Genomic DNA, 21,690 nt, shown 5'->3' with positions numbered 1-21,690 from the left:
CTGGTGCCGTGATCGATGTTCTCGTAGTGGGCTCAGGCCACAATGCCTTGACTTCCGCGTGTTACCTGGCCGACGCCGGCCTGTCCGTCGAAGTCGTGGAGAAGGACACGATCGCAGGTGGTGGTGTGTCGTCCGCCGAGCGCTTTCCCGGACACCGAGTCGACCGTGGCTCGTCTGCTCACATCATGGTTCGGCATACCGGCATCGTCGAGGAACTCGGTCTGGCCGACCATGGTCTCGCCTACGTCGATTGCGATCCGTGGGCGATCGCTCCCGGCGCACCCGGTACCGACGACGAGGCCATTGTGTTTCGTCGCGACCTCGACGCCACCTGTGACTCCATCGCGCGGTCGTGCGGTGCTGCGGATGCGAAAGCGTATCGGACGTTCGTCGCGTCCTGGGGGCCGCGCAGCGCACGCACCATGAAAGCGTTCTCGGCGGCGCCGACGGGAGCCAATCTGGTGCGCTCCTTCTGGGGACTCGATGCGCCGGACGGCGGGAGTGCTCTCTCCCGCGAGTTCCTCACGACCGGCGACGCGCTGCTCGACGCCACGTTCTCGTCGGAGAGGCTGAAAGCTGCCCTCGCATGGTTCGGTGCGCAGTCCGGCCCGCCGATGTCGGAACCGGGCACCGCCCCCATGGTTGGCTTCGCCGCGCTGATGCACACACTTCCACCCGGTCGCGCCGTCGGCGGAAGCGGCGCGTTGACCGAGGCAATGATCTCGAAGCTCGTCGCCACGGGGGGTCGGCTCACCGTCGGTGACGGCGCCGTATCAGTGGCGCGGTCCGGCGACGGGTGGACGACGCACACGGAATCGGGTCGGTCGATTCGCAGTCGCACGGTCGTCGCCGGCTGCCATGTTCTGACGACTCTGGACCTGCTCGACGCCGGAGGATTCGATCGTCGACGAACGGAGGCGTGGCGCCGAGGAATCCGCGTCGGGCCCGGCCTGGGAATGGCGGTCCGACTCGCGACCTCCGCCGTGCCGCAGTATTCCAGTGCACCATCGGTGCAGGACGGTACCTCCGGTCTGCAGTTGCTCGTGCACGATCGTCGGCAACTGCGCCGTGCGCACGGTCACGCCTTGGCAGGAGATCTGCCGCCCGAGCCTGCCGTCCTCGGGATGTCGTTCACTGCAATCGAACCGAGCGTGGCACCGGAGGGTGAACACCAGGTGTCCCTCTGGTCGCAGTGGCATCCGCACACCCTGTCCGACGGACGGCGATGGCGTGCGTCGGACACCGAGCGCGTGGCGACGGATCTTGCGGAGACCGAAGCCGACCGCATCGTGGACTCGCTCGAGTTGTACGCGCCCGGCTTCCGCGACACGATCCTGCACCGTTACGTCCAGTCCCCCACCGACATCGAGCGCGAACTGGGAATGATCGGCGGGAACATCATGCACGTGGAGATGTCCTTGGACCAGATGATGATCTGGCGTCCCGTCCCCGAACTCGCGGGCCATCGTGTGCCCGGTGCGCAGGGGTTGTACCTGACGGGCGCATCCACCCATCCCGGCGGCGGCGTGTCCGCGGCCAGCGGACGGACGGCGGCGAAGATCGCGTTGTCCGACCACGGCGGCGGCCGTGTCCGAGCGTGGCTGGGACGGAAGCGGCGATGAACAGATTCGTGTGGATCCTCGCCGGAAGTGCAGTGACGGCGCAGATCGTCTATCCGCTCGTGAGCGGCTCGAACCGCGATGTCGTGACTGTCGCCGTCGTCGCGCTCCTCGCGGCGTCCGCTCTCGCGCACGCCGCGATCACCCGGGGCGTCAAGTGGGCGGCAGTACTGTTCGTCACCACGGCCGGGCTCGGTATCGCTGCCGAGATCGTCGGCACCGCAACCGGGTTCCCGTTCGGCTCGTACTTCTACGCCACGAGTCGACTCGGCCCGGACATCCTCGGTGTTCCCGCGGTGGTGCCGTTGGCCTGGACGGCCGGCTTCTACCCCATCTGGTGCGCGGTCTCGCTTCTGCTGCACCGTGTCGGTCCGGATCAGCGAGCGCCGCTGCACCGGATCGTCATGACGGCGGTCGCAATGGTCGGTTGGGACCTCTACCTCGACACCCAGATGGTCACGGACGGGCAGTGGACATGGACCTCGCCCATCGCCGGACTCCCCGGGATCCCGTCGATTCCGGTGACGAATTATCTGGGCTGGTTCGTCGTGGCACTGTCGATGGCCGTGATCGTGGAGTTCGCCGGAAAGTCGGTGATCCGGACGGATCCGCCTCGTCTCACAGATTCCGCACCCATCGTCCTGTTCATGTGGACGTGGCTGGGCTCCGCCTTCGCGCACGCAGTCTTCCTCTCCGGTCCCGAATTTCGATTCTCCGCGATCTACGGGTTCGTCGTCATGGGGACCGTCGGCGTTCCCCTCGCGTGGACGTGGACCACCCGATCGAGGCGAAGGACGATCGACACGGCGCGGTGATCGTCACCGTGCGTCGTCGACCGGTCTGGTTCTCTGGCACGATGTCGCTGTGCAGTCGACATCACGCGAACGTAGTACTCGTAGACGGAACCGCATCGCGAAGGTGCTCGCGCTCACCCTGTTGCTCGCGCCGCTACTGACCGGGTGCCTCCGCGCCCAGGTGTCGATCGGTGTGTCCGCGGACGATCGGGTGTCCGGTCAGATCGTGGCCGCGACGATTCCCACGTCGGACGCCGACACCGGCCCCCAGTTGGTCGCACCGTCGACTCTTGCCAGCAAGATCCGCATCCAGGAGTACCGCCAGGACGGATACGTGGGCACCGAAGCTCGATTCAACGATCTGTCCTTCGGAGACGTGCAGACCCTCGGCCAGATGTCCGAACAGGCAACGGGCAGCTATCAACTGGTGCTCCAGCGCGCTGGGGACACCGTCACTCTGGACGGCAAGGCCGATCTGCAGAACGTTCCCGCTCAGGGCACGGACGTGCAGTTCACCATCGCGTTCCCGGCTCGAATCGGTACCACCAACGGAACCCGTGAGGGCGACAACATCATCACCTGGAAGTTGCCGGCGGGTGAGGTCACGTCGATGCGCGCCGAGGTCAACTACCCCGACCCGAACACACGCAGTTTCGCAGGATGGGCAGGAATCGTCGGGGGCGTCACCGTCGGCATCGCAGCGATCGTCGGCGCCATGGCGTGGGTGACACGCAATCCTCCCGTGCGACGCACACCGTCGTCCGTGTGACCGATTTCCGCGACGCGGTCAGGCGGGCGACGGCGGCCGGTGCGGCTCTCGCTGGTGTCGGTGCGGCGACGACGCTCGTCAATGCGCTGTCGATGAGGTCGCTGCGGCGGCCCACATCCGATGTTCCCGGCTCGGTCGCCGTCTGCATACCGGCAAGGAACGAGGTCGATCTGGTCTCGGCGGTCGTCACCGATCTACGGCAGCAGGTTCACTGCCCCACCCTCGAGGTGTTCGTTCTCGACGACGGGTCGACCGACGGCACGTTCGGCGCTGCCGTCGCCGCGGCTGATTCCGATCCACGGTTCGACGTACGCCGCTCGACGACGGAACCGCCACCGGGATGGACGGGCAAAGCGGCTGCCTGCCGCACGCTGGCGGCGCGAGCTCTGGCGGGCGAGCCCGACTGGATAGCGTTCGTCGACGCCGACGTGCGCCTGTCGGCCGGGGCGATAGCTGCGGCCGTGACGGAGCTCCGACGCGGGCGTAGCGCCCTCGTCAGTCCGTGGCCACGGCAACGGGCGGACAGCGTCGCCGAGCGTCTCGTGCAACCACTCCTGAGTTTCTCCTGGTTGTCGACGCTGCCGGTACGGGTCGCCAACACCTCGACCAGGCCGTCGACCGTCGTCGCGTGCGGTCAGTTCCTGATGTTCGACGCCGCCGCGTATCGAGATGTCGGGGGGCACGAGTCGGTCGCGAGCAGCGCCACGGAGGATCTGGACATCGCCCGGGCGCTACGCAGGGCCGGGCACCGTACGGCCGTGGTGTTGGGTGGTGAGCTGGCCCGGTGCCGGATGTACGACGGTTGGTCCGATCTCCGCGCGGGATACAGCCGCTGGCTGTGGAGTGCGTTCGGCGGTCCGGTCGGTTCGACCGCGGTTCTCGGCGCGGCTGCGCTCGCCTACGTGCTTCCGCCCGTCGCTGCAGTGTTCGGCTCGGGCCGTACTCGTCGGTGGGGGCTCGTGGGGTACGGCGCGGCGGTGGCAGCACGTGTCGTGGCCGCCCGAGCCGAGTCGGGGGTCGTCGGTCCAGGAGCTGTTGCTGCAGCGTCGGTTCACCCGGTGTCCGTGCTGCTGTACGGCGCACTGACGGTCGACTCGTTTCTCAGATCGAGGACCGGCTCGATCACCTGGAAGGGTCGTCCGCTCTGACGAGTTCTCCGGGCACGTGCTACCGACAACCGTTGGGTCCTAGACCCTGGCGGCGCACAATCCGAGGTTGGTGAGCACTTCGCGCGTCGCCTTCGCGAAGTTCAGGGTGATGAAGTGCAACGCCGGTGCGCCTTCGGCGATCAGCCGCTCACCGATCTGCGTCGCGAGTTCGATACCCACTTCGCGCACCGCTGCCCTGTCCTCTTCTCGGCCGGTCCCGGCTGCGGCGGTGAAGCGGTCGTCCAACGCTTTCGGCAGCGCAGACCCGGACAGCGCCAGGGCCCGTCGCACCGTGCGAAGCGACGTGATCGGCATGATCTCCGGGACGATGGGCTTTGCCCCCTGCTCGGGGTCGAACGCGGCCACCCGATCTCGCAGACGGAGGTAGTCGTCGACGTCGAAGAACATCTGGGTGATGGAGTACTCGGCTCCTGCACGGAGCTTGTTCACCAGAACCTGGGTGTCCTGTTCCAGATTCAGCGCACGGTAGTGGCCTTCGGGGAACGACGCGACACCGACGTGGAAGTCGCCCAGCTCCCGCACGAGCGTGACCAGCTCGTCCGCGTATTCGACACCGTCCGGATGCTTTTCCCAGTCGCCGAGCGGATCACCGGGAGGGTCACCACGAAGGACCAGGATGTTGGAGATTCCGCGGTCCGCATAGGAACCGACCATGGATCGCAGCTCGTCCACACTGTGCGAGACGGCGGTCAGGTGCGCCACGGGCAGCAGCGTCGTTTCCTCGGCTATCTGGCCGGTGACACGCACCGTCCGATCCCTGGTGGACCCACCCGCCCCGTAGGTCATGGACACGAACGCAGGCTGCAGCTGCTCGAATTCCCGCACCGCGCGCCACAAACGAGCTTCACCGGCCTCGTCGCGAGGAGGTGAGAACTCGACAGAGAACGGAATCCGTGCCGCGCCGTCACTGCGCAGCCGGTCCACTATCGACGGCGTCCTCGTCACGAATCCGTCGCTCGACCGCCCCCTGACGGAATCAAATGTCACCGAGACATCATAGATTCTCGCCTGAGGTGGTGCGAGGGAAGGTCGCGGAGCGTGCGAATCGGACGCGGACCGCTACTGTTGAAACCGCAGCCTGCACGTTCGGATCGACTGGAGGATCTTCTGTCCGGGAAAACGACCACGCCCAGCACCGTCGACCTGACGACCGTCGACACCTCCATCGGCGCACCGGTCGACTCGGCCGGTGCCACCGCACCTCGCGAGTTGGTCGAGACCGCTCTCGCGGAGTTCTTCGAATCCCGTCGTGAACAGGTCGCCGCCGTGGGCGGTGGGTACGCCTCCGCCGTGCGCGACCTGACCGAATTCGTTCTCCGGGGCGGCAAGCGCGTCCGCCCGTCGTTCGCGTGGAGTGCCTGGCTCGGCGCAGGCGGGCAGCCGTCGGGCGATGCGGCTGCGGCGGTGATCAAAGCCTGCTCGTCGCTCGAGCTGGTTCAGGCCTGCGCACTGATCCACGACGACATCATCGACTCCTCCACGACGCGTCGCGGTTTCCCGACGGTGCACGTTGCTCTCGCCGATCGCCACCGGTCCGCCGGCTGGGCAGGCTCGTCGGCCAGGTTCGGTGAATCGGCCGCGATTCTGCTGGGAGATCTCGCCCTGTGCTGGGCGGACGACATGCTGCGCGAGTCCGGAATCGATGCGGACGCCTCCGCGCGCGTGTCGCCGGTGTGGTCGTCGATGCGACTCGAAGTGCTCGGTGGACAACTTCTGGACATCGAAGCCGAGGCCGGGTTGGACGAGTCCGTCGAGGCAGCGATGCGCGTCAACCGCTACAAGACCGCGGCGTACACCGTCGAACGTCCTCTGCACCTGGGCGCCGCCCTGGCCGATGCGTCACCCGAGCTGATTGCGGCGTTCCGCTCCTTCGGCACCGACATCGGACTGGCGTTCCAACTCCGCGACGATCTGCTCGGCGTGTTCGGCGATCCGGCGATCACCGGGAAACCGTCGGGCGACGACATCCGCGAGGGTAAGAGGACCGTGCTGATGGCCGTTGCGTTGGCCGATGCGGATGGGCCGTCCGCCGCGTTGATCCGCGAGTCGCTCGGCGATCACGAACTGTCCGAGGAGCGTATCGGCGACGTCCGAACGGCGTTGACCGAGCTGGGTGCCGTCGACGATGTCGAACGCAGGATCTCGGATCTCACCGAACGAGCCTTCGTGGCGCTCGACAACAGCGAGTGCGAGCCAGGTGCGGCCGAACAACTGCGGCGCATGGGCACAGCAGCAACACAGCGCAAGTACTGACGTACACGCTCCGAACACCTGACGAAAGGCTCACGTGCGCGCCATCAATGGACCCACGAACTCGGTGGTCGTCGTAGGAGCCGGATTGGCCGGTCTCTCGGCAGCACTGCGTCTCCTCGGTGCGGGACGGTCGGTGACGGTGCTCGAACGCGAGCAGTCCGTCGGCGGCCGGGTCGGCATCTATCCCGTACAGGACGAGGACGGATCGCACCTGTACGACATCGACAACGGGGCCAGTGTGCTCACGATGCCCGACCTGATCGAATCCGCCCTCGCCGCCGTGGGTGAGACGTTCCAGTCCGTCACCCCGGCGATCGAACTCGAATCGTTGGCGCCGAGCTATCACACGCGCTACGCCGACGGCACGTCCATCGACGTCTTCGCGGACCCGGAGGTGATGGCCGCGGAGGTGGAGAAGAAGTGCGGCGCTGCCGAGGCCGAGGGGTATCGATCGCTGCGCCGCTGGCTCGCTGCGATCTTCGACTCGGAGTTCGATCGGTACATCGACTCCAACTTCGACTCGCCTCTCGATCTCGTGTCGACTCCGGCGGCCTTGCGCGACACCCTCACCCTTGCCCGTCTGGGCGGGTTCGGCAAGCTCGGACCCAAGGTGGATCGCTTCCTGAAGGACGATCGCTTGCGTCGAGTGTTCACTTTCCAAGCCCTGTACGCGGGGATGGCGCCTGCGCGGGCACTCGCGGTCTACGGCGCGATCGCTCACATGGACACTTCGCTCGGGGTGTACTTCCCCGTGGGCGGAATGGCGACGATCGCGGCGGGAATGGCCGATGCAGTCCGCAAGCACGGCGGTTCCGTCGTCACCGGCACCGAGGTCGCGGACATCGTGGTCACCGTCGGCCGGGCGACGTCGGTGGTCACGTCCGACGGCACCGAGTTTCCGTGTGACGCACTTGTCCTGACGCCGGATCTCCCCGTCGTCGACGCGCTGTTGGACCGAGCGGACGTCACTTCCGCGGGCCGACGCCGTGGCTACGGCCGGGTGTCGCCGTCGGCGGTGGTCTTCCACGGCACCGTGCCCACGTCCGTGACCGCGACGTGGCCGAGCGAGTCGCACCACACCATCGACTTCGGGGCGGACTGGGCGGCAACTTTCCGCCGTATCACCGCTCGTTCCGGGCGTGGCTCCCTCATGAGCGATCCGTCGCTACTGATCACGCGTCCCTCGGTGTCCGATCGGTCGTTGCTGGTTCAGCGGGGTGGAACGGCGTGTGAGCCGGTGTCCGTGCTCGCCCCGTGCCCCAATCTGGACAGCGCACCACTGGACTGGGCGCGGCTGCGCGACCCTTACGTCCAGGAGCTGGGGATCGAGCTGGAGCGCCGCGGGTACCACGGGATACGGTCGATGACGATCGATCACATCGACACGCCGCAGACGTGGGCCGATCGCGGGATGGTGGAAGGTTCGCCGTTCTCCTCGGCTCATGTCTTCCGTCAGACCGGCCCGTTCCGACGCCGGAATCTCGTGGCCGGGCTCTCGAACGTCGTGTTGGCGGGTTCGGCGACCACGCCGGGTGTCGGCGTGCCGACAGTACTGGTGTCCGGCAAACTGGCCGCCGAGAGAATCGTCGGCGCACCGTGACATCCGCCCGAGTCGCGGGATGGTTCGGATCGTGCGAAATCACCAACTAAACTGACTGCGGCCATCGGCGCGGTGCTTCGTGTTCACCGTCCGGACCACACGCACTTCAAGTCCGCGACACCGAGAGGAGGATGACAGCAACGATGTCCCCGGTTCAGGGTTCGGCCCCATCCGAGAAACCCGGCGACAGCACCGTTTCGAGCACTGCTTCCTCCTCGGGTGCGGCGGGTGATTCCCGGGTTCGACACCTCGCTTCGTTTCTTCGTAGTCCGGAAGGCCACGCTGCCGTCCTCGGCGTCGTGGGCGCGGCGCTCATCACGTTCGGTGGCTTCGGCGCAGGCAGTGTCCGGCGCCGCGATCCGTTGCTCGAAGCCATGCACCTGTCGTGGCTACGGTTCGGCCACGGTCTGATTCTCTCCAGCATCCTCGTGTGGGTCGGTGTCCTTCTGATGATCGTCGCCTGGGTCCGGCTGGGCCGCGCGACGCTCGGTGGCCGCACCTCGCTGCGAGAGTTGCGTTGGGTGGTCCCGGCGTGGACGGCGCCGTTGTTGCTGGCCGTCCCGATGTTCAGCCGGGATGCATACTCGTACTTGGCGCAGGGGGCGTTGCTACGTGACGGCTTCGACCCGTACGCCGTCGGTCCGGTGGCCAATCCCGGAATGCTGTTGGACAACGTGAGCAATGTCTGGACCACGACGACGGCACCGTACGGGCCGCTGTTCCTCCTGCTGGGTCAAGCCATCACGAGTATCACCGGCGACAACGTCGTGGCGGGGACGATGCTGCTGCGGATCACGATGCTGCCGGGCCTCGTGTTGATGATGTGGGCCGTCCCACGTCTGGCGTCGCACCTCGGCGGCAAGCCCGCTATCGCGCTGTGGCTCGCCGTCCTCAACCCACTCGTACTCATCCATCTGATCGGCGGCGTTCACAACGAGCTCCTGATGGTCGGTCTGATGACCGCTGGAATCGTCCTGGTTCTCGAACGCAAGCACGTTGCGGGCGTCGCGCTGGTCGCGGTGGCGGTCGCGATCAAGGCAACGGCCGGGCTGGCGTTGCCGTTCATGGTGTGGATCTGGATGATTCACGAACGGGAGAAAGCCGTCGCGGAGAATCGTGCACCGTCCTCCCCCATCGTGTCGTTCGCCAAGACAGCGGGAACCGGCGCAGGAGTGTTCGCCGCGGTGTTCGCGATCGCGTCCGTCGTGGCCGGTGTCGGAATCGGGTGGCTGACGGCGTTGTCCGGCTCGGCCAAGATCATCAACTGGCTGTCCCTGCCCACGATCCTCGCGCACCTCGTCACCGTCAGCACGTCGTGGTTCCTGGATCTCCGTCTCGGCCCTGTACTCGAAGTGACACGGATGCTGTGTGCGCTCGCGTTGGCGGTCATCATCGTCGGTACCTGGTGGTTGTTCCGCAGAACCGAACGGGACGCGGTGAAGGGCATCGTCATCGCGCTCGTCGCTATCGTCGTTCTCTCCCCCGCCGCTCTGCCGTGGTACTACTCGTGGCCGCTGGCGCTCGCGGCCGGTTTCGCGTTGTCGACCAGGACGTTGATGGTTCTCGTGGGGCTGTCCACCTGGTTGATGCTCGTGTTCCGGCCCGACGGATCGATCGGGCTGTACACGGTTGCGCATGTCGCGCTCGCAACGTTCGCGGCCGTGGTCGCTGCGGTGTCGTTGACTCGGGTGGATCCGCTCCGCCTACGCGGACACCCCGAGAAGAGAAGTCCGAGGAAGACTTCCGAGCTCGACACGACGGACCGCACGAGTACGGCCGACCATGGGTGAACTCGACGCGATCGACCCAGCGCTGCACGACGCATACCGCCTGTGCCGGGATCTCAATGCCCGCCACGGTAAGACGTACTTCCTCGCGACGAGGCTTCTTCCGGTCGAGAAGCGCGCTGCCGTGCATGCTCTCTACGGGTTCGCGCGCATGGTGGACGACATCATCGACGTCGACGTCGACGGGTCTCTGACCGAAACAGACACGGCTGCAACGTCTCTGGCACCCGCGGACGAACGTGCGGCCGCCTCCGTCGACGAGCTCGAACTGCGAGTGACGGCGGCTCTGAACGGCGAGCAACTCGGCACCGGTCCGTCGGACATGGTCCTTCGCGCCTTCGTGGACACCGTGAACCGGTACCACATCGATCATGAGTACTTCCGTGCGTTCTTCCATTCGATGCGCATGGACATCCCGGGCACCGAGTTCTTCAAGGCCCGCTACCGGACCATGCCCGAACTTCGTGAATACATGTACGGGTCCGCGGCCGTCATCGGCCTCGAGATGCTGCCTATTCTGGGCACTGCCGTCGACGGTGCGGAGGAGCCTGCCGCTGCCCTCGGCGAAGCCTTCCAGCTGACCAACTTCATTCGGGACATAGGCGAGGACCTCGACCGAGACCGGATCTACCTGCCCACCGACGAGCTCGCGGCGTTCGGCGTGGACGAGGATCTTCTTCGGTACTGCCGTCGGGAGAAACGAACCGATCCGCGGGTGGACCGCGCGCTTGCCCACTTGATCGTGCACACCCGCGCGATCTACCGGGTCGCGGATCCAGGGATCGATTTTCTCGATCCTCGGGTGCGCCCAGGTATGCGGACCGCGTCGCTCCTCTACAGCGGAATTCTGCGCGAGGTCGAGGAGAACGGCTACCGAGTGCTGTTCGAGCGAGCGCGGGTGTCGCGCGGACGGAGGCTGTCGGTGGCGGCGCCGAGGCTGCTCGCCACCGGGTGGATCAACCTCAGAACGCCATCGCCTGCGCGCGCCTGATCACCTCGCGCATGAGGTGACCGTGCATCGCGTCGATGGGCCGACCGGGGAGGCTGTCGTCGGCCTCGAACAGCCACTTCAGAATCTCCTCGTCCTCGAATCCGCCGTCGTGGAGAACGGCGAGCAGTCCGGGAAGTCCTTTGACGATCTCGCGGCGTTCGGCGTCGAGAAAGACCTCGGGTACGCCGGGGACGCGTTCACGCTTGACTGCCAGGAGCTGGCGGTCGCGAAGCATCTGCTCGACCCTCGACTTCGGAACCTCGAGGATTTTGCTCACGTCCGTCAGCTGTAGCAGCGATTCGGACGGATCGAGGACGTCGCCTGAGTAAGGGATTGTGCTCACTGCAGTAACGTTAACTGCTTCGGTCTCGTATACGAAAAACGCCCGTACCGCGCACGAACGCGGGCCGAGACGACGTCGGTGCTCGGTGCGGCCGAGACGAAGTCGATACCAACCCTGGCTACCATCACGTAGGCAGCGCCCACTTTTTCCACAGGAGGTAGACGAGGTGATGTGGAAAGATCTGCATGGATCCGTTTCGACGGGTTCGTTGCTGGATCGGCGCTACCGGATCGACGCGCCCATCGCACGTGGCGGAATGTCGACCGTGTACCGCGCACTCGACACCCGGCTGGACCGACCGGTCGCAGTCAAGATCATGGACCCCAAGTTCGCCGAGGATCCGCAGTTCGTCGCCCGGTTCGAGTTCGAGGCGAGGGCCGTGGCCAGGCTCAACAATCCGGGCCTCGTCGCTGTGTACGACCACGGCCGAGACGGAGAGTTCGCGTTTCTGGTCATGGAGTTGGTGGAGGGCGGAACCCTGCGCGAACTTCTCCGTGAGCGTGGGCCGATGCCGCCGCACGCGGCTGCCGCAGTGGTCCGACCGGTTCTCGACGCCCTGGGTACCGCTCACCGTGCAGGCCTCGTTCACCGCGACATCAAACCCGAGAACATTCTCATCTCCGACGCCGGGGACGTGAAGATCGCCGATTTCGGCCTCGTTCGAGCCGTGGCGGCCTCGAATGCCACGTCGAGTTCCGTCATTCTGGGCACAGCCGCCTATCTCTCGCCCGAACAGGTGACGACCGGGTCCGCCAATGCGGGCAGCGACGTGTACGGCGTGGGTGTCGTCCTGTTCGAGTTGCTGACCGGGCGTACCCCCTTCAACGGTGACACGTCCCTCTCGATCGCGTACCAGCGGATCGACAACGATGTTCCCCATCCCAGCGCGTACATCGCTGGTGTACCGCCGGAATTCGACGAGCTGGTGGCCCGCGCCACCGATCGAGACCCGGCCTCCAGGTTCCAGAACGCCGACGAGATGGCACGTGCGCTCCGCGTGGTGTGTGGACGGTTGGAACTGCCCCCGTACCGCGTGCCTGCGCCGCGGCGTTCGGCCGAACATCGCAGTGCTGCAGCGTTGGGTGCGCCCACCACGTTCGCCGGCGAGCGGCCCGCCGCCGAACCACCCACCCAGGTGGTGTCGTCCACGCCCCCACCGGATGCTGTGGTGCATCACACCCGCGTTCAGACTGCACCGACGTATCGCGGCGACGCTTCGGGACCGACCGTCGACGACGACTCGGCCGATGCCGCATCGTCGCGCGCACCGGGTCGCCGCGAGTACCAGTTCCCCGACTTCGATGCCGACCGGCAGCGTTCGCGCCGAGCCATCGTCATCTGGCTGACCATCGTCGCGCTACTGGCGGTCGCCGTGGGAATCGGAGGTTGGTGGATGGGATCGGGCAGATACACCTCCGTCCCCGAAATCGGCGGATTGGATCTGCAGAGCGCACAGAGCACGCTCGCGGCCGCGGACCTGGAGAACACCGTCCAGGGCACCTACTCGGACACCATGCCGGTCGATGCTCTGATCGGCACCGACCCGGCCTCCGGTTCACGGGTGGCGAAGGGCGACACCGTCGACGTGCTCGTGTCGCTGGGCAAGCCGACCGTTCCGGACATCACGTCGAACATCTCGATCGGTGACATGCAGGATCTGTTGCGTGAGCGAACTTTCGAACCGGTCGACGGCGGTGAGGCTTTCAGCACCACCGCACCCGTCGGCGGGGTCGCGGCATTGGATCCGGCGCCGGGAACCACACTCGCCGTCGGCGACACCGTCAAGATCCTGCGTTCCAAAGGCGCACCGCCGGTGGATGTTCCGGACGTGAACGGCTTGACGGCCGAGGAGGCGACGGCAGCGCTCGCCGCCGTCGACATCTCGGTGTCAGGCACCCAGGAGCAGTTCGACAAGGACGTCGACGGCGGCCGCGTCGCGGGTACGTCACCGGAGATCGGCACGTCCGTCACCGCGGGAAGCAGTGTGGAACTGCAGATCTCGAACGCGGTGTCGGTGCCGTCACTGCTCGGCCGGTCCGTCGGCTCGGCACGAGAGACGGTTCAGCGGTTGGGCTTGGACGTACAGGTCCGTCAGGTCTTCGACACCGACGGCTCACTCGTGGTGTCGCAGACCCCGGGACCTGGATCCAGAGTGGCCCCGGGGTCGACGGTCACCGTCGTGTCGTTGCCCTGATGCGGCAGTACTTCAGCCGCGCAGCATCTCCGCGACCAGGAAGGCGAGTTCGAGCGACTGCTGAGTGTTGAGCCTGGGGTCGCACGCTGTCTCGTAGCGCCCGGCCAGATCCAGATCCGAGATCTCCTGAGCGCCACCGAGGCACTCGGTGACGTTGTCCCCGGTCAACTCGACGTGCAGTCCACCCGGATGCGTTCCGAGCGCGCGGTGGATCTCGAAGAAGCCCTGAACCTCGTCGACGATTCGGTCGAAGTGTCGCGTCTTGTATCCCGTCGACGCCTCGTGCGTGTTCCCGTGCATGGGGTCGCACTGCCAGATGACCTGGTGTCCGGTGGCCTGCACCTTCTCGATGATGGGCGGCAGTAGCTCACGGACCTTGCCGTTGCCCATCCGCGAGATGAGGGTGAGCCGGCCAGGCTTGTTCGTCGGGTCGAGGCGTTCGACGTATTCCACGGCCATGTCCGGCGTGGTGGACGGCCCGATCTTCAGCCCGATGGGATTGTTGATCAACTCTGCGAGCGCGATGTGCGCCCCGTCGAGCTGACGGGTCCGGTCGCCGATCCACAGGAAGTGCGCGGACAGATCGTACAGCTTGGGATGCTCGGCGTCAGCGTTGTCCAGCCGCAGCATCGCGCGCTCGTAATCCAGTACCAGTGCCTCGTGACTGGCGAAGATCTGCGCGGTTTCAAGGTTGGGATCCTTGACACCACAGGCGTCCATGAACCGCAGACCACGATCGATCTCCCCCGCCAACGCCTCGTACCGGGCACCGGCAGGCGAGTTCTGGACGAACTCACGGTTCCAATCGTGCACCTTGTGCAGATCTGCCATACCTGCGCCGGTCAGGGCGCGCACGAGGTTCATCGCAGCGCTCGCGTTGGCGTACGCGCGCACCAGGCGAGACGGATCGTGCTGGCGGACAGACTCGTCCGCGACGAGGGAGTTGACCATGTCACCGCGGTAGGACTTGAGGCCCAGCGCGTCGACATCGGCCGACCTGGGCTTGGCGTACTGGCCGGCGATCCTGCCTACCTTGACCACCGGCAGGCTCGCGCCGTACGTCAGAACGACCGCCATCTGCAGCAAGGTGCGGATGTTGCCCTTGATGTGCGGCTCCGTGTTGTCGACGAACGTCTCCGCACAATCACCACCCTGGAGCAGGAAGGCCTCACCCCGCGCGACCGCGGCCAGCTGGTCCGACAAGGACTCGACCTCGCCTGCGACGGTGATCGGGGGAACGCTCTCGAGCACTTTCCGCATGTCGGCTGCCTGGGCCGAATCCCACGACGGCTGCTGCGCCGCCGGCCGTGCGAGCGCGTCGTCGAGTTGCTGGCGCAATGTCGACGGCAAGGGCGGCAGGTCGGGCAAGCGGTCGATGGGTACGTCGACAGTCCAGTTCACCGCTACAGGATATTCGCACCGATACCGGTGCCGGCGTCGGGCTCCCCTGTCTGTCGCCGTGTCAGCTCGAGGCGTCCTCGACGGCCCTGTATTTGGCGAGATTGTGCCGGGCGTCGGCCAATGCGTCGTGTGCATCGTCGGGAGCGGGAGGCAGATATGGACTACCTCGGTCCTCCCAGTGTTGACGAAGCTCGCGAGTGAACCGCGGCAGCGATCGAGGCAGCTCGGTCATCGACCCCCAGAGCTGGCAGAGCGCGACATGGTCGTATGCGGCGACCCAGGCCCACAGCTCCACTTCGGCACCCGGGTACGGCACCAGGAACTCCAGCAGCTCGTCGCGGATTCTCGCGCGGCTCTTCCACAGCGGCGACGAGTACGGTGGCAGCTTGGGAAGGACGTTCCGGCGGACCCACTTGCCCGCCCGCTCGGGATCGAACTCGGAGGACACGGCGTAGAACTCACGTCCGTCCTCGGAGACCACAGCGATCGAGACCAGCTCGATTGTGCGACCATCCTCGATGAACTCGGTGTCGTAGAAGTAGCGCACGCTTCGAAGACTATCGGGCAGCCACAGGGTCGGCGTGAGTGGAGCCTGCGGAACGAATCAGGCTCAGCAGTGAGTGGAGCCTGCGGAATGAATCAGGCTCAGCAGTGAGTGGAGCCTGCGGAAGAATCGGGGTGGGTGGTGCCACACCGTCGTCAATCGCTATCGAGCACGCAGAAGGAACACGATGCTGGGAACACCCGAGATCGCCGCGGATCCGTCGGCGGGATCGACGCGACGTCGCACGTCGCCGTCGCTCGTCGCCGTGTGCGTGATCATCGCGGCCGCAGCGTTGGCGGGCATCGCGTACAACATTCTCGGCTTGCCCGGTTTACGTGGGCTGACACCTCTCGGGAACTACTACCGGATCGACCTGGACGTCTACCGAATCGGCGGTGGCGTGTTCGCGTCCGGTTCGCCTTTGTACGGGCAGATGCCTCCGACTGCGCTGGGCAACACTCTTCCCTTCACGTACCCGCCCATTGCCGCTGTTCTGTTCAGTCCGTTGTCCGCGGTGAGCCTGTACTGGGCGAACATCATCGTGACGAGTGTGTCGCTGGTGTTGCTGTTCGCCACCATCGTGCTGACGTTGAGGTCGCTCGGCGTGGCGTCTTCCCTCGGCGCCTCGGTGTCCGCATGGAGGGAACAGCACCTACCCGGTCCTGTTCTGTTGTGGTCCGCGGCCGGGATCTTCGCCGCTGCGCTTCTGCTCGAGCCCGTGTTCTCGACTCTCGACTACGGGCAGATCAACATCGTGCTGATGGCGTTCGTCGCCGCCGACTGCCTGCTTCGTAAGACTCCGTGGCCGCGCGGACTCCTCATCGGTTTCGTTGCCGCGGTGAAGCTGACACCTGCCGTTTTCGTCCTGTACTTCCTGCTTCGCAAGGACTTTCGTGCTGCCGTCGTGGCCGGTATCAGCTTTGCTGCGTTCACCGCACTCGGATTCCTGATCACGTTCTCGGACTCGGTGACCTACTGGACCGACACATTGATCGATTCCGACCGAATCGGTAGGCCCGCGTACCCCGCGAATCAGAGCATCACCGGTGTGCTCGCGCGATTCGGACTCGACGATTCGCTTCGCTCGGTTCTCTGGATCGCCCTGTCGTGCTGCGTCCTCGCGGTGGCGGCGCTTGCGATGCGCCGAGCTTTCTCGGCCGGGCAAGGCGCCCTGGCCCTGGGAGTGAACGCGATCTTCGGTTTGCTGGTGTCTCCGGTGTCCTGGTCTCACCACTGGGTATGGGTGGTTCCGTTCATGGTGGCACTTACTGCACTCGCCTACCGCAGGCGTAGCTACCTGACGCTGGCGTTCGTCGGCGTCGGCGTCGTCCTGATGCACTTCGCGCCGCACTGGCGGCTGGCACCCGGCCGCTACTCGGGACTCGGGTGGCCGCTGTGGGACCAGGTAGCGGCGTCGTCGTACGTTCTCTGGGGCGCCGCTGCTCTCGTCGTCGTCATCGCGCTGCTTCGCTCGCCCGGAGTCGGTCGAACCCCGTCTTCGTCCTGACGACCCCGCAGAACACTCAGCTCGCGCGGGTGTCCGGGATTCGCTCGGAACCTGCGACGGCGGAGTCCTCGGGCTTCTTCTTCATCGACGCCGCGTACACGTCCACGTACTCCTGACCGGACAGCAACATCAGGTCGTACATGACTTCGTCGGTGACTGCGCGCTCGACGAAGCGGTTGCCCGCCATGCCGTCGAAGCGCGAGAAGTCGATGGGCTTACCGATCTTGATGGTGATCTTCGCCGGACGCCACATCTTGGAACCGATGGGGTTCATCTTGTCGGTGCCGATCATCGCGACGGGAACCACCTGAACACCGGTCTGCAGAGCAAGCCGCGCCATGCCCGTCTTGCCCTTGTACAACCGACCGTCGGGCGAACGGGTGCCCTCGGGATAGATACCGAGGAGCTTGCCCTTGCCGATGACTCGCGCGCCTGCATTCAACGCGTCCTGCGCCGCATCCGCTCCGGTCCGGTCGATGGGGACCTGACCGACCGCGGTGAAGAACCACTTCTGGAATGCGCCCTTGAGCCCGGGGCCGGTGAAGTACTCGCTCTTCGCGAGGAACGTGATGCGCCGCTGCACTTTCAGCGGCAGGTAGAACGAGTCGAGAACCGCCTGATGGTTGCTGGCGAGGATCATCGGTCCTCGCGCAGGAATGTTCTCGAGGCCCTCTATCGTCGGCCTACCCAGTGCAACCAGGAGCGGACCGATGAGGACGTACTTGAACAGCCAGTACCACATGGCGTCCTTCCTGGTGAGACCAACGATGTCGAGTATCGGGTGCAGAGGAAACTGTACCTACCGTTTATGACGCCAGCCACAGATAGTGCGCACACGGGAGAAGCATCACAGAACCGGACCGTGAGGTCGCGTCCGGACCGTCGGCGCGAGGCCTCGCCTGCGTCAGTGCGACGCCGTCGAGAACGCGCTTCGTGCAAGGTCGGCCGCACCGATCATTCCGGCGGCTTCGCCTAGCTGGGTGGCGCGGATGGTCGCGAGTGGGCGGTGCCCCGCACCCGTCACCAGGCGTGCACAGTGCTCGGTCGCTTCGTTGAGAAATTGACTGGACGACGTCGCCACTCCGCCGGCGATCACGATCAGATCGGGATCGTAGACATCGCTCACCATGGACAGCCCGACACCGAGCCACCGAGAGAACTCGTGCATGGTGCGGATACCGATCTCGTCGCCGTCCTGAGCCGCCGAGGCGATCCTCCGTCCCGTCAGCGAACCGGGATCGAGAAAGACCTCACGGGCCAGAATTGTCGACGAACCCTGATCTGCGGCAAGAAATTCGACCGCAGTGTCCACCAATGCCGTTCCGCTGCAGTACCGTTCCCAGCAACCTCGCTTGCCACAGGGGCAGGCACGACCGTCGGGGACAACTTGGATATGCCCGAGTTCCGGTGCAACACCGTAACTTCCGCGGTAGATCTTGCCGTCGATCAGAAGCGCGGCACCGATACCCGTTCCGATGGCGACCATCACGACGTTGCGCCCGTCGGCTGCAGCACCGAATCGGTACTCGGCCCACGCCGCCGAGTTCGCGTCGTGCTCCAGCACGACGGGCAACCCGATACGATCGCTCATCCGTTTGGCTACCGGGCTACCCACCCATGGGAGATGCGGGGCGAATCGGACCGACGTTCGATCGGAATCGAGGAAACCTGCGACCGCCAGACCGACTGCCTCCACGGGGTGCCGAGTCGCGAGTTCGCGGACGACACGCTCCAACCCGCGCTCGAGGGCCGCAGCGGTGTGCGGCGTCGGCGACTGGGTGGAATCGATGACCTGACCGGACGCGTCGACTACGGACGCACGCAAACTGGTGCCTCCGACATCGATACCGATCGTGAGTGATTGACGCTGCCGTTTCATTGTCCGACCTTTCTCGGCCGCCCCCAACGGCTATCTCGAGCTTTCGTGCTTCGGCCACCCCAGGAACGGCTGTCCGTCAGTTCCCGGGCTTCTCGGTGGCCGCATCTTTCACGGTAACCGTAATCGGAACGAACTTCGCTCGTCGAACTATCGGGTCTTCCGTGTCGTGCCCGACAGTGCTGTCCCCGCCGTGAGGCATGTCACCGGAGGTGTCTTCCACCGACGACGACGCTGCGGTGTCGCGTGCACCGGCGTAGCCCTCACCAGGAGCAGGGCGGCCCGCGTGCTCGGCCATGATCTGCCTCAGCAACGCCAGAACCGTCGCACCCTCGGAGGCGAGCAGTGTCAACAGGTCGTGCTGCTCCCCGCGCAGCAAGGCAGCCAGCGCGCAGACCGGGCACCAACTGCACCCCTGCTTCGGTCGTTCGCTCTGCTCCTCGACAGCTTGACGGAGAACAGGTTCCAACCTCGTCAGCACCGTCTCCGCGAGCGACCACAATTCAGCCGCGACATCCGAATGGCGCTCGTTCACGTCGAACTCACGCCCCGACGAGCGTCCCGCGCACTGACCTTCATGCCGGCCACACCGCCGGGTCGGGACGGAAACGGATGACGAGGCGCCCGGCGTCGAACTCCGCACCGAGCACGATGCATCGCCTCAAGACGGAAGCGAGCCGAACGCGCCTGCGAACGCCGTCGGCCCCGATGATCACGTCGTCGTCCACGCGTCCGAGAGTGAGGGTCGACGGATCGACGAGCGGCAGAACCATCGTCATCGCGTAGATCGACTCCAACCCTGTTCCTGACTCGTGCGCGACGGTCGGCGTGTCCGTTCCCGGTCGCTCGTCCGTCGTGTCGGTGGTCCGTTGCGTGTTCAGTGCAGCAAGAGAGACCAACCCTACCGGCTCCTGGGACGCCTGTTCCACGACGACGACGGCCGTACCTGCCGCCAGGTCGGACACCTCTCCGAGCACCTCCTGTTGAGCGGACCGCCACCCTTCGAACCAGAAGACGGCGGGGTGCGCTCCGACCAAGCCGATCGACGACGAATTGAGCAGCGGCAGAACTTTGTTGACGACGATCGTGTCCACGGCCAGACCCGTCAGCGCAGCCGCGGACAACGTCCGCCTGGCTTCGGCGACGCCGACTCGGTCCGGGGTGAGCACCACCGTCATCGATGTTCGAGAGTGGTCGAGGAACAGTTCCCTGATACGTTCCGCCGCGGTGACGATGTTCTCCAGCATCGCGACGACGAGGGTCAGTCTCGGGTCCGTGCCGGTTCCGGCGACGATCCGGTCGTGGCGCGGCCAGAGCCGTTCGAGATACCCGGCAACGAGGTCCGGCAGTTGAAGAATGCGCAGTGCGTCCGCGGTGGCCGGAAGGTCGACGAACACAGTGTCCCAACGGGATTGGTCTATGAGATCGACCAACCGATCGAGACCGACGAGTTCCTGCACCCCTGGAGCGCCGATGATCTCCTCGGGATCGACCGCACCGAACCGGACTCCGTGTTCGTGGCCGGCGCCGGCCATGGACAGGATGGAGGTCAACGCGGCGTATTTCGTCGCCACCAGGGCCAGAGTGTCCAGTTCGAGAACGTCCAATCCGGGCTCGACCGCCGCGGGCTCGGCGCCGCCCGCTCGGCCGTTGTTCACGCCGAGCACGTCGGTCACCGAGTGCGCTTGATCGAACGAGACGACGAGAGCTCGCGATCCCGCCCGGACGTCGTCGATAGCCGACTTCAGCGCAAACGTCGTTTTGCCCGCACCGCCTTTGCCGACGAACAGCCGGACTGCAGTGCGGGCATCGGAACGGGCCTCGGTCAGCCTTCGACTCGCTTCTTCAGTTCTTTGAGTGCAGTGTCGGTGATGACCTTCTCTGCCTTCCGCTTGAACAGACCGATCATCGGAATGTTCAGGTCCACGGCGAGTTCGTACGTGACCTCGGTACCGCCGGCTGCGTTGTCCTTCAACGTGTACGAGCCGTTCTGCGATTTCTGCATCTCACCCGACACCAGTTCCCAGGACACGGACTTTCCATCCGCCGCCCACTGGTAACTCAGCTCGTAGGTGTCCTTGACCATGCCCGCGTCCAGTACGAACTTCACCCGCTCCGCGCGACCGTCGGATCCGGCCGCGACGACCTCGACGGACTTCGCCGCCGACACCCAGGACGGGTAGGCATCGAAGTCCGCGATCACGTCCATCACCTGCGCGGACGGAGCATCGACTGTGATCGACCTCTGAGTTCTCTCGGCCATCGTGGTTACTCGGTGTCCCTTCTGTTCTCACGCCGCACTTGTTCATGTCATCGGCAGGTACGTACGTCACCCGTGCCGGGAGCACTGCCGTCCTTCATCTCACACGATGGCAGGCGGGTCGCACAACGGCCGCTCACCTGCCGCGCGTCCCGCCTCGAGCTCCCGTTTCACTTCGAACGCCATTGCCTTGCCTGCTACCCGTCGTCGTCGATTCTCCGCGGCGAGGTCGATGGACGTCCGGACGGCCGGCTCCGCGTGCAGAAAGTAATGGAGTACGACGCCGTCGAGCTTCGGAACGGGCTCGAGCCAGACCTCCATCGTTCCCGTGAGGGCGCCTTCGACAGACCACCTGAAGCCTTTGTCGGCGCGATCGTCGGTGACGTCGACGCGGAGGTCCGGCCACCATCGGCGCCAACGCCTCGGATGCCCCAGCGACTCCGCCACGGCGGAACCCGGCGCAGCGACGAACGTCTGATCGGCTACTTGGACACTGCTCATGAGATGAGCTTCACACATCGGGACTTCAGCGCGCGCACGAGGCGGTCGAACCGGCCTCGCAACCGGGTCTACAGTGAGACGA

Annotated in this window: 20 protein-coding genes; 10 read left to right on the top strand and 10 right to left on the bottom strand. The window is 65.7% G+C overall.

Features of this window, described 5'->3' with window-relative positions:
* Positions 1-8: 8 nt before the first annotated feature.
* Genes CH290_RS06285 through CH290_RS06270 form a run of 4 tightly spaced genes read left to right on the top strand, consistent with a single transcriptional unit; the run spans position 9 to position 4,330 of the window.
* Positions 9-1,622: a phytoene desaturase family protein gene (locus tag CH290_RS06285; RefSeq protein WP_080748664.1), complete on the top strand. Its 1,614-nt coding sequence runs from the start codon at positions 9-11 to the stop codon at positions 1,620-1,622.
* On the top strand, positions 1,619-2,434 hold the full coding sequence (locus tag CH290_RS06280) for a carotenoid biosynthesis protein (RefSeq protein WP_170947565.1): 816 nt from the start codon (positions 1,619-1,621) through the stop codon (positions 2,432-2,434). Before CH290_RS06285 ends, CH290_RS06280 begins: the two co-directional genes overlap by 4 nt.
* Before the next feature lie 49 nt (positions 2,435-2,483).
* Entirely contained in the window at positions 2,484-3,182 is a 699-nt protein-coding gene (locus CH290_RS06275) for an LppM family (lipo)protein (RefSeq protein WP_019665939.1), read from the top strand.
* The gene (locus CH290_RS06270) at positions 3,179-4,330 is read left to right on the top strand and encodes a glycosyltransferase family 2 protein (protein WP_019665940.1); all 1,152 of its coding nucleotides are present in this window, start codon (positions 3,179-3,181) and stop codon (positions 4,328-4,330) included. The genes CH290_RS06275 and CH290_RS06270 overlap by 4 nt, the downstream gene beginning before the upstream one ends.
* Positions 4,331-4,369: 39 nt before the next feature.
* Here CH290_RS06270 and metF read toward each other — a convergent pair whose 3' ends face one another.
* Positions 4,370-5,296: a methylenetetrahydrofolate reductase [NAD(P)H] gene (gene metF, locus CH290_RS06265; RefSeq protein ID WP_170947570.1), complete on the bottom strand. Its 927-nt coding sequence runs from the start codon at positions 5,294-5,296 to the stop codon at positions 4,370-4,372.
* Between the two features lie 120 nt (positions 5,297-5,416).
* On the opposite strand from metF, the gene CH290_RS06260 reads away from it, so the two are divergent.
* The 4 genes from CH290_RS06260 to CH290_RS06245 all read left to right on the top strand — a co-directional run bounded on the left by CH290_RS06260 (position 5,417) and on the right by CH290_RS06245 (position 10,982).
* Positions 5,417-6,604, top strand: coding sequence for a polyprenyl synthetase family protein (locus tag CH290_RS06260; protein ID WP_033188603.1), 1,188 nt, complete (start codon positions 5,417-5,419; stop codon positions 6,602-6,604).
* A 34-nt stretch (positions 6,605-6,638) separates the two neighbouring features.
* Complete coding sequence (crtI, locus tag CH290_RS06255) at positions 6,639-8,204, top strand: phytoene desaturase family protein (RefSeq protein ID WP_033188559.1); 1,566 nt, start codon at positions 6,639-6,641, stop codon at positions 8,202-8,204.
* Between the two features lie 143 nt (positions 8,205-8,347).
* Entirely contained in the window at positions 8,348-9,994 is a 1,647-nt protein-coding gene (locus tag CH290_RS06250) for an alpha-(1->6)-mannopyranosyltransferase A (RefSeq protein WP_033188558.1), read from the top strand.
* Positions 9,987-10,982, top strand: a complete 996-nt coding sequence (locus CH290_RS06245; protein WP_019665945.1) for a phytoene/squalene synthase family protein — start codon at positions 9,987-9,989, stop codon at positions 10,980-10,982. Before CH290_RS06250 ends, CH290_RS06245 begins: the two co-directional genes overlap by 8 nt.
* Here CH290_RS06245 and CH290_RS06240 read toward each other — a convergent pair.
* Positions 10,954-11,325 (bottom strand): Rv2175c family DNA-binding protein, encoded by a 372-nt coding sequence (locus CH290_RS06240; protein ID WP_019665946.1) that lies wholly within the window; start codon positions 11,323-11,325, stop codon positions 10,954-10,956. The genes CH290_RS06245 and CH290_RS06240 overlap by 29 nt on opposite strands.
* 169 nt (positions 11,326-11,494) lie before the next feature.
* Between CH290_RS06240 and pknB the strand changes: the two genes are divergently transcribed.
* On the top strand, positions 11,495-13,519 hold the full coding sequence (gene pknB / locus CH290_RS06235; RefSeq protein ID WP_033188557.1) for a Stk1 family PASTA domain-containing Ser/Thr kinase: 2,025 nt from the start codon (positions 11,495-11,497) through the stop codon (positions 13,517-13,519).
* Between the two features lie 12 nt (positions 13,520-13,531).
* Here the strand turns inward: pknB and CH290_RS06230 are convergent, their stop codons facing one another.
* Together CH290_RS06230 and CH290_RS06225 are read right to left on the bottom strand one after the other, a co-directional pair.
* Complete coding sequence (locus CH290_RS06230) at positions 13,532-14,920, bottom strand: class II 3-deoxy-7-phosphoheptulonate synthase (RefSeq protein ID WP_033188556.1); 1,389 nt, start codon at positions 14,918-14,920, stop codon at positions 13,532-13,534.
* A gap of 61 nt (positions 14,921-14,981) precedes the next feature.
* The gene (locus tag CH290_RS06225) at positions 14,982-15,467 is read right to left on the bottom strand and encodes a polyadenylate-specific 3'-exoribonuclease AS (protein ID WP_019665949.1); all 486 of its coding nucleotides are present in this window, start codon (positions 15,465-15,467) and stop codon (positions 14,982-14,984) included.
* Between the two features lie 184 nt (positions 15,468-15,651).
* Here CH290_RS06225 and CH290_RS06220 point away from each other — a divergent pair, with 184 nt between their 5' ends.
* On the top strand, positions 15,652-16,971 hold the full coding sequence (locus CH290_RS06220) for a glycosyltransferase 87 family protein (protein ID WP_033188555.1): 1,320 nt from the start codon (positions 15,652-15,654) through the stop codon (positions 16,969-16,971).
* A 16-nt stretch (positions 16,972-16,987) separates the two neighbouring features.
* On the opposite strand, the gene CH290_RS06215 is transcribed toward CH290_RS06220, so the two are convergent.
* The 6 genes from CH290_RS06215 to CH290_RS06190 all read right to left on the bottom strand — a co-directional run bounded on the left by CH290_RS06215 (position 16,988) and on the right by CH290_RS06190 (position 21,608).
* On the bottom strand, positions 16,988-17,713 hold the full coding sequence (locus tag CH290_RS06215) for a lysophospholipid acyltransferase family protein (RefSeq protein ID WP_019665951.1): 726 nt from the start codon (positions 17,711-17,713) through the stop codon (positions 16,988-16,990).
* Positions 17,714-17,875: 162 nt separating this feature from the next.
* Complete coding sequence (locus CH290_RS06210) at positions 17,876-18,850, bottom strand: ROK family protein (RefSeq protein ID WP_019665952.1); 975 nt, start codon at positions 18,848-18,850, stop codon at positions 17,876-17,878.
* 76 nt (positions 18,851-18,926) lie between these two features.
* Entirely contained in the window at positions 18,927-19,382 is a 456-nt protein-coding gene (locus CH290_RS06205; RefSeq protein WP_019665953.1) for a hypothetical protein, read from the bottom strand.
* A 40-nt stretch (positions 19,383-19,422) separates the two neighbouring features.
* On the bottom strand, positions 19,423-20,676 hold the full coding sequence (locus CH290_RS06200; protein WP_170947571.1) for an ArsA family ATPase: 1,254 nt from the start codon (positions 20,674-20,676) through the stop codon (positions 19,423-19,425).
* Positions 20,673-21,110 (bottom strand): SRPBCC family protein, encoded by a 438-nt coding sequence (locus tag CH290_RS06195; protein WP_019665955.1) that lies wholly within the window; start codon positions 21,108-21,110, stop codon positions 20,673-20,675. The genes CH290_RS06200 and CH290_RS06195 overlap by 4 nt, the downstream gene beginning before the upstream one ends.
* 99 nt (positions 21,111-21,209) lie before the next feature.
* Positions 21,210-21,608 carry a hypothetical protein gene (locus CH290_RS06190; RefSeq protein WP_026347917.1) on the bottom strand — a complete coding sequence of 133 codons (399 nt, stop codon included), beginning with the start codon at positions 21,606-21,608 and terminating at the stop codon, positions 21,210-21,212.
* Positions 21,609-21,690: the final 82 nt, after the last annotated feature.

Origin of the sequence: Rhodococcus sp. 06-156-4, assembly GCF_002259345.1 — a bacterium.
GTDB classification, from domain to species: Bacteria; Actinomycetota; Actinomycetes; order Mycobacteriales; family Mycobacteriaceae; genus Rhodococcoides; species Rhodococcoides fascians_E.
This window is presented reverse-complemented; position numbering and strand designations above follow the sequence as displayed.

What these genes read in the sequence shown, in the direction of transcription:
- CH290_RS06280 (WP_170947565.1), top strand. Translation starts at nt 1,619, where the DNA reads ATGAACAGATTCGTGTGGATCCTCGCCGGAAGTGCAGTGACGGCGCAG.
- CH290_RS06190 (WP_026347917.1), bottom strand. Translation starts at nt 21,608, where the DNA reads ATGAGCAGTGTCCAAGTAGCCGATCAGACGTTCGTCGCTGCGCCGGGT.
- pknB (WP_033188557.1), top strand. Translation starts at nt 11,495, where the DNA reads ATGTGGAAAGATCTGCATGGATCCGTTTCGACGGGTTCGTTGCTGGAT.
- CH290_RS06245 (WP_019665945.1), top strand. Translation starts at nt 9,987, where the DNA reads ATGGGTGAACTCGACGCGATCGACCCAGCGCTGCACGACGCATACCGC.
- CH290_RS06220 (WP_033188555.1), top strand. Translation starts at nt 15,652, where the DNA reads ATGCTGGGAACACCCGAGATCGCCGCGGATCCGTCGGCGGGATCGACG.
- CH290_RS06210 (WP_019665952.1), bottom strand. Translation starts at nt 18,850, where the DNA reads ATGAAACGGCAGCGTCAATCACTCACGATCGGTATCGATGTCGGAGGC.
- CH290_RS06195 (WP_019665955.1), bottom strand. Translation starts at nt 21,110, where the DNA reads ATGGCCGAGAGAACTCAGAGGTCGATCACAGTCGATGCTCCGTCCGCG.
- CH290_RS06215 (WP_019665951.1), bottom strand. Translation starts at nt 17,713, where the DNA reads ATGTGGTACTGGCTGTTCAAGTACGTCCTCATCGGTCCGCTCCTGGTT.
- CH290_RS06250 (WP_033188558.1), top strand. Translation starts at nt 8,348, where the DNA reads ATGTCCCCGGTTCAGGGTTCGGCCCCATCCGAGAAACCCGGCGACAGC.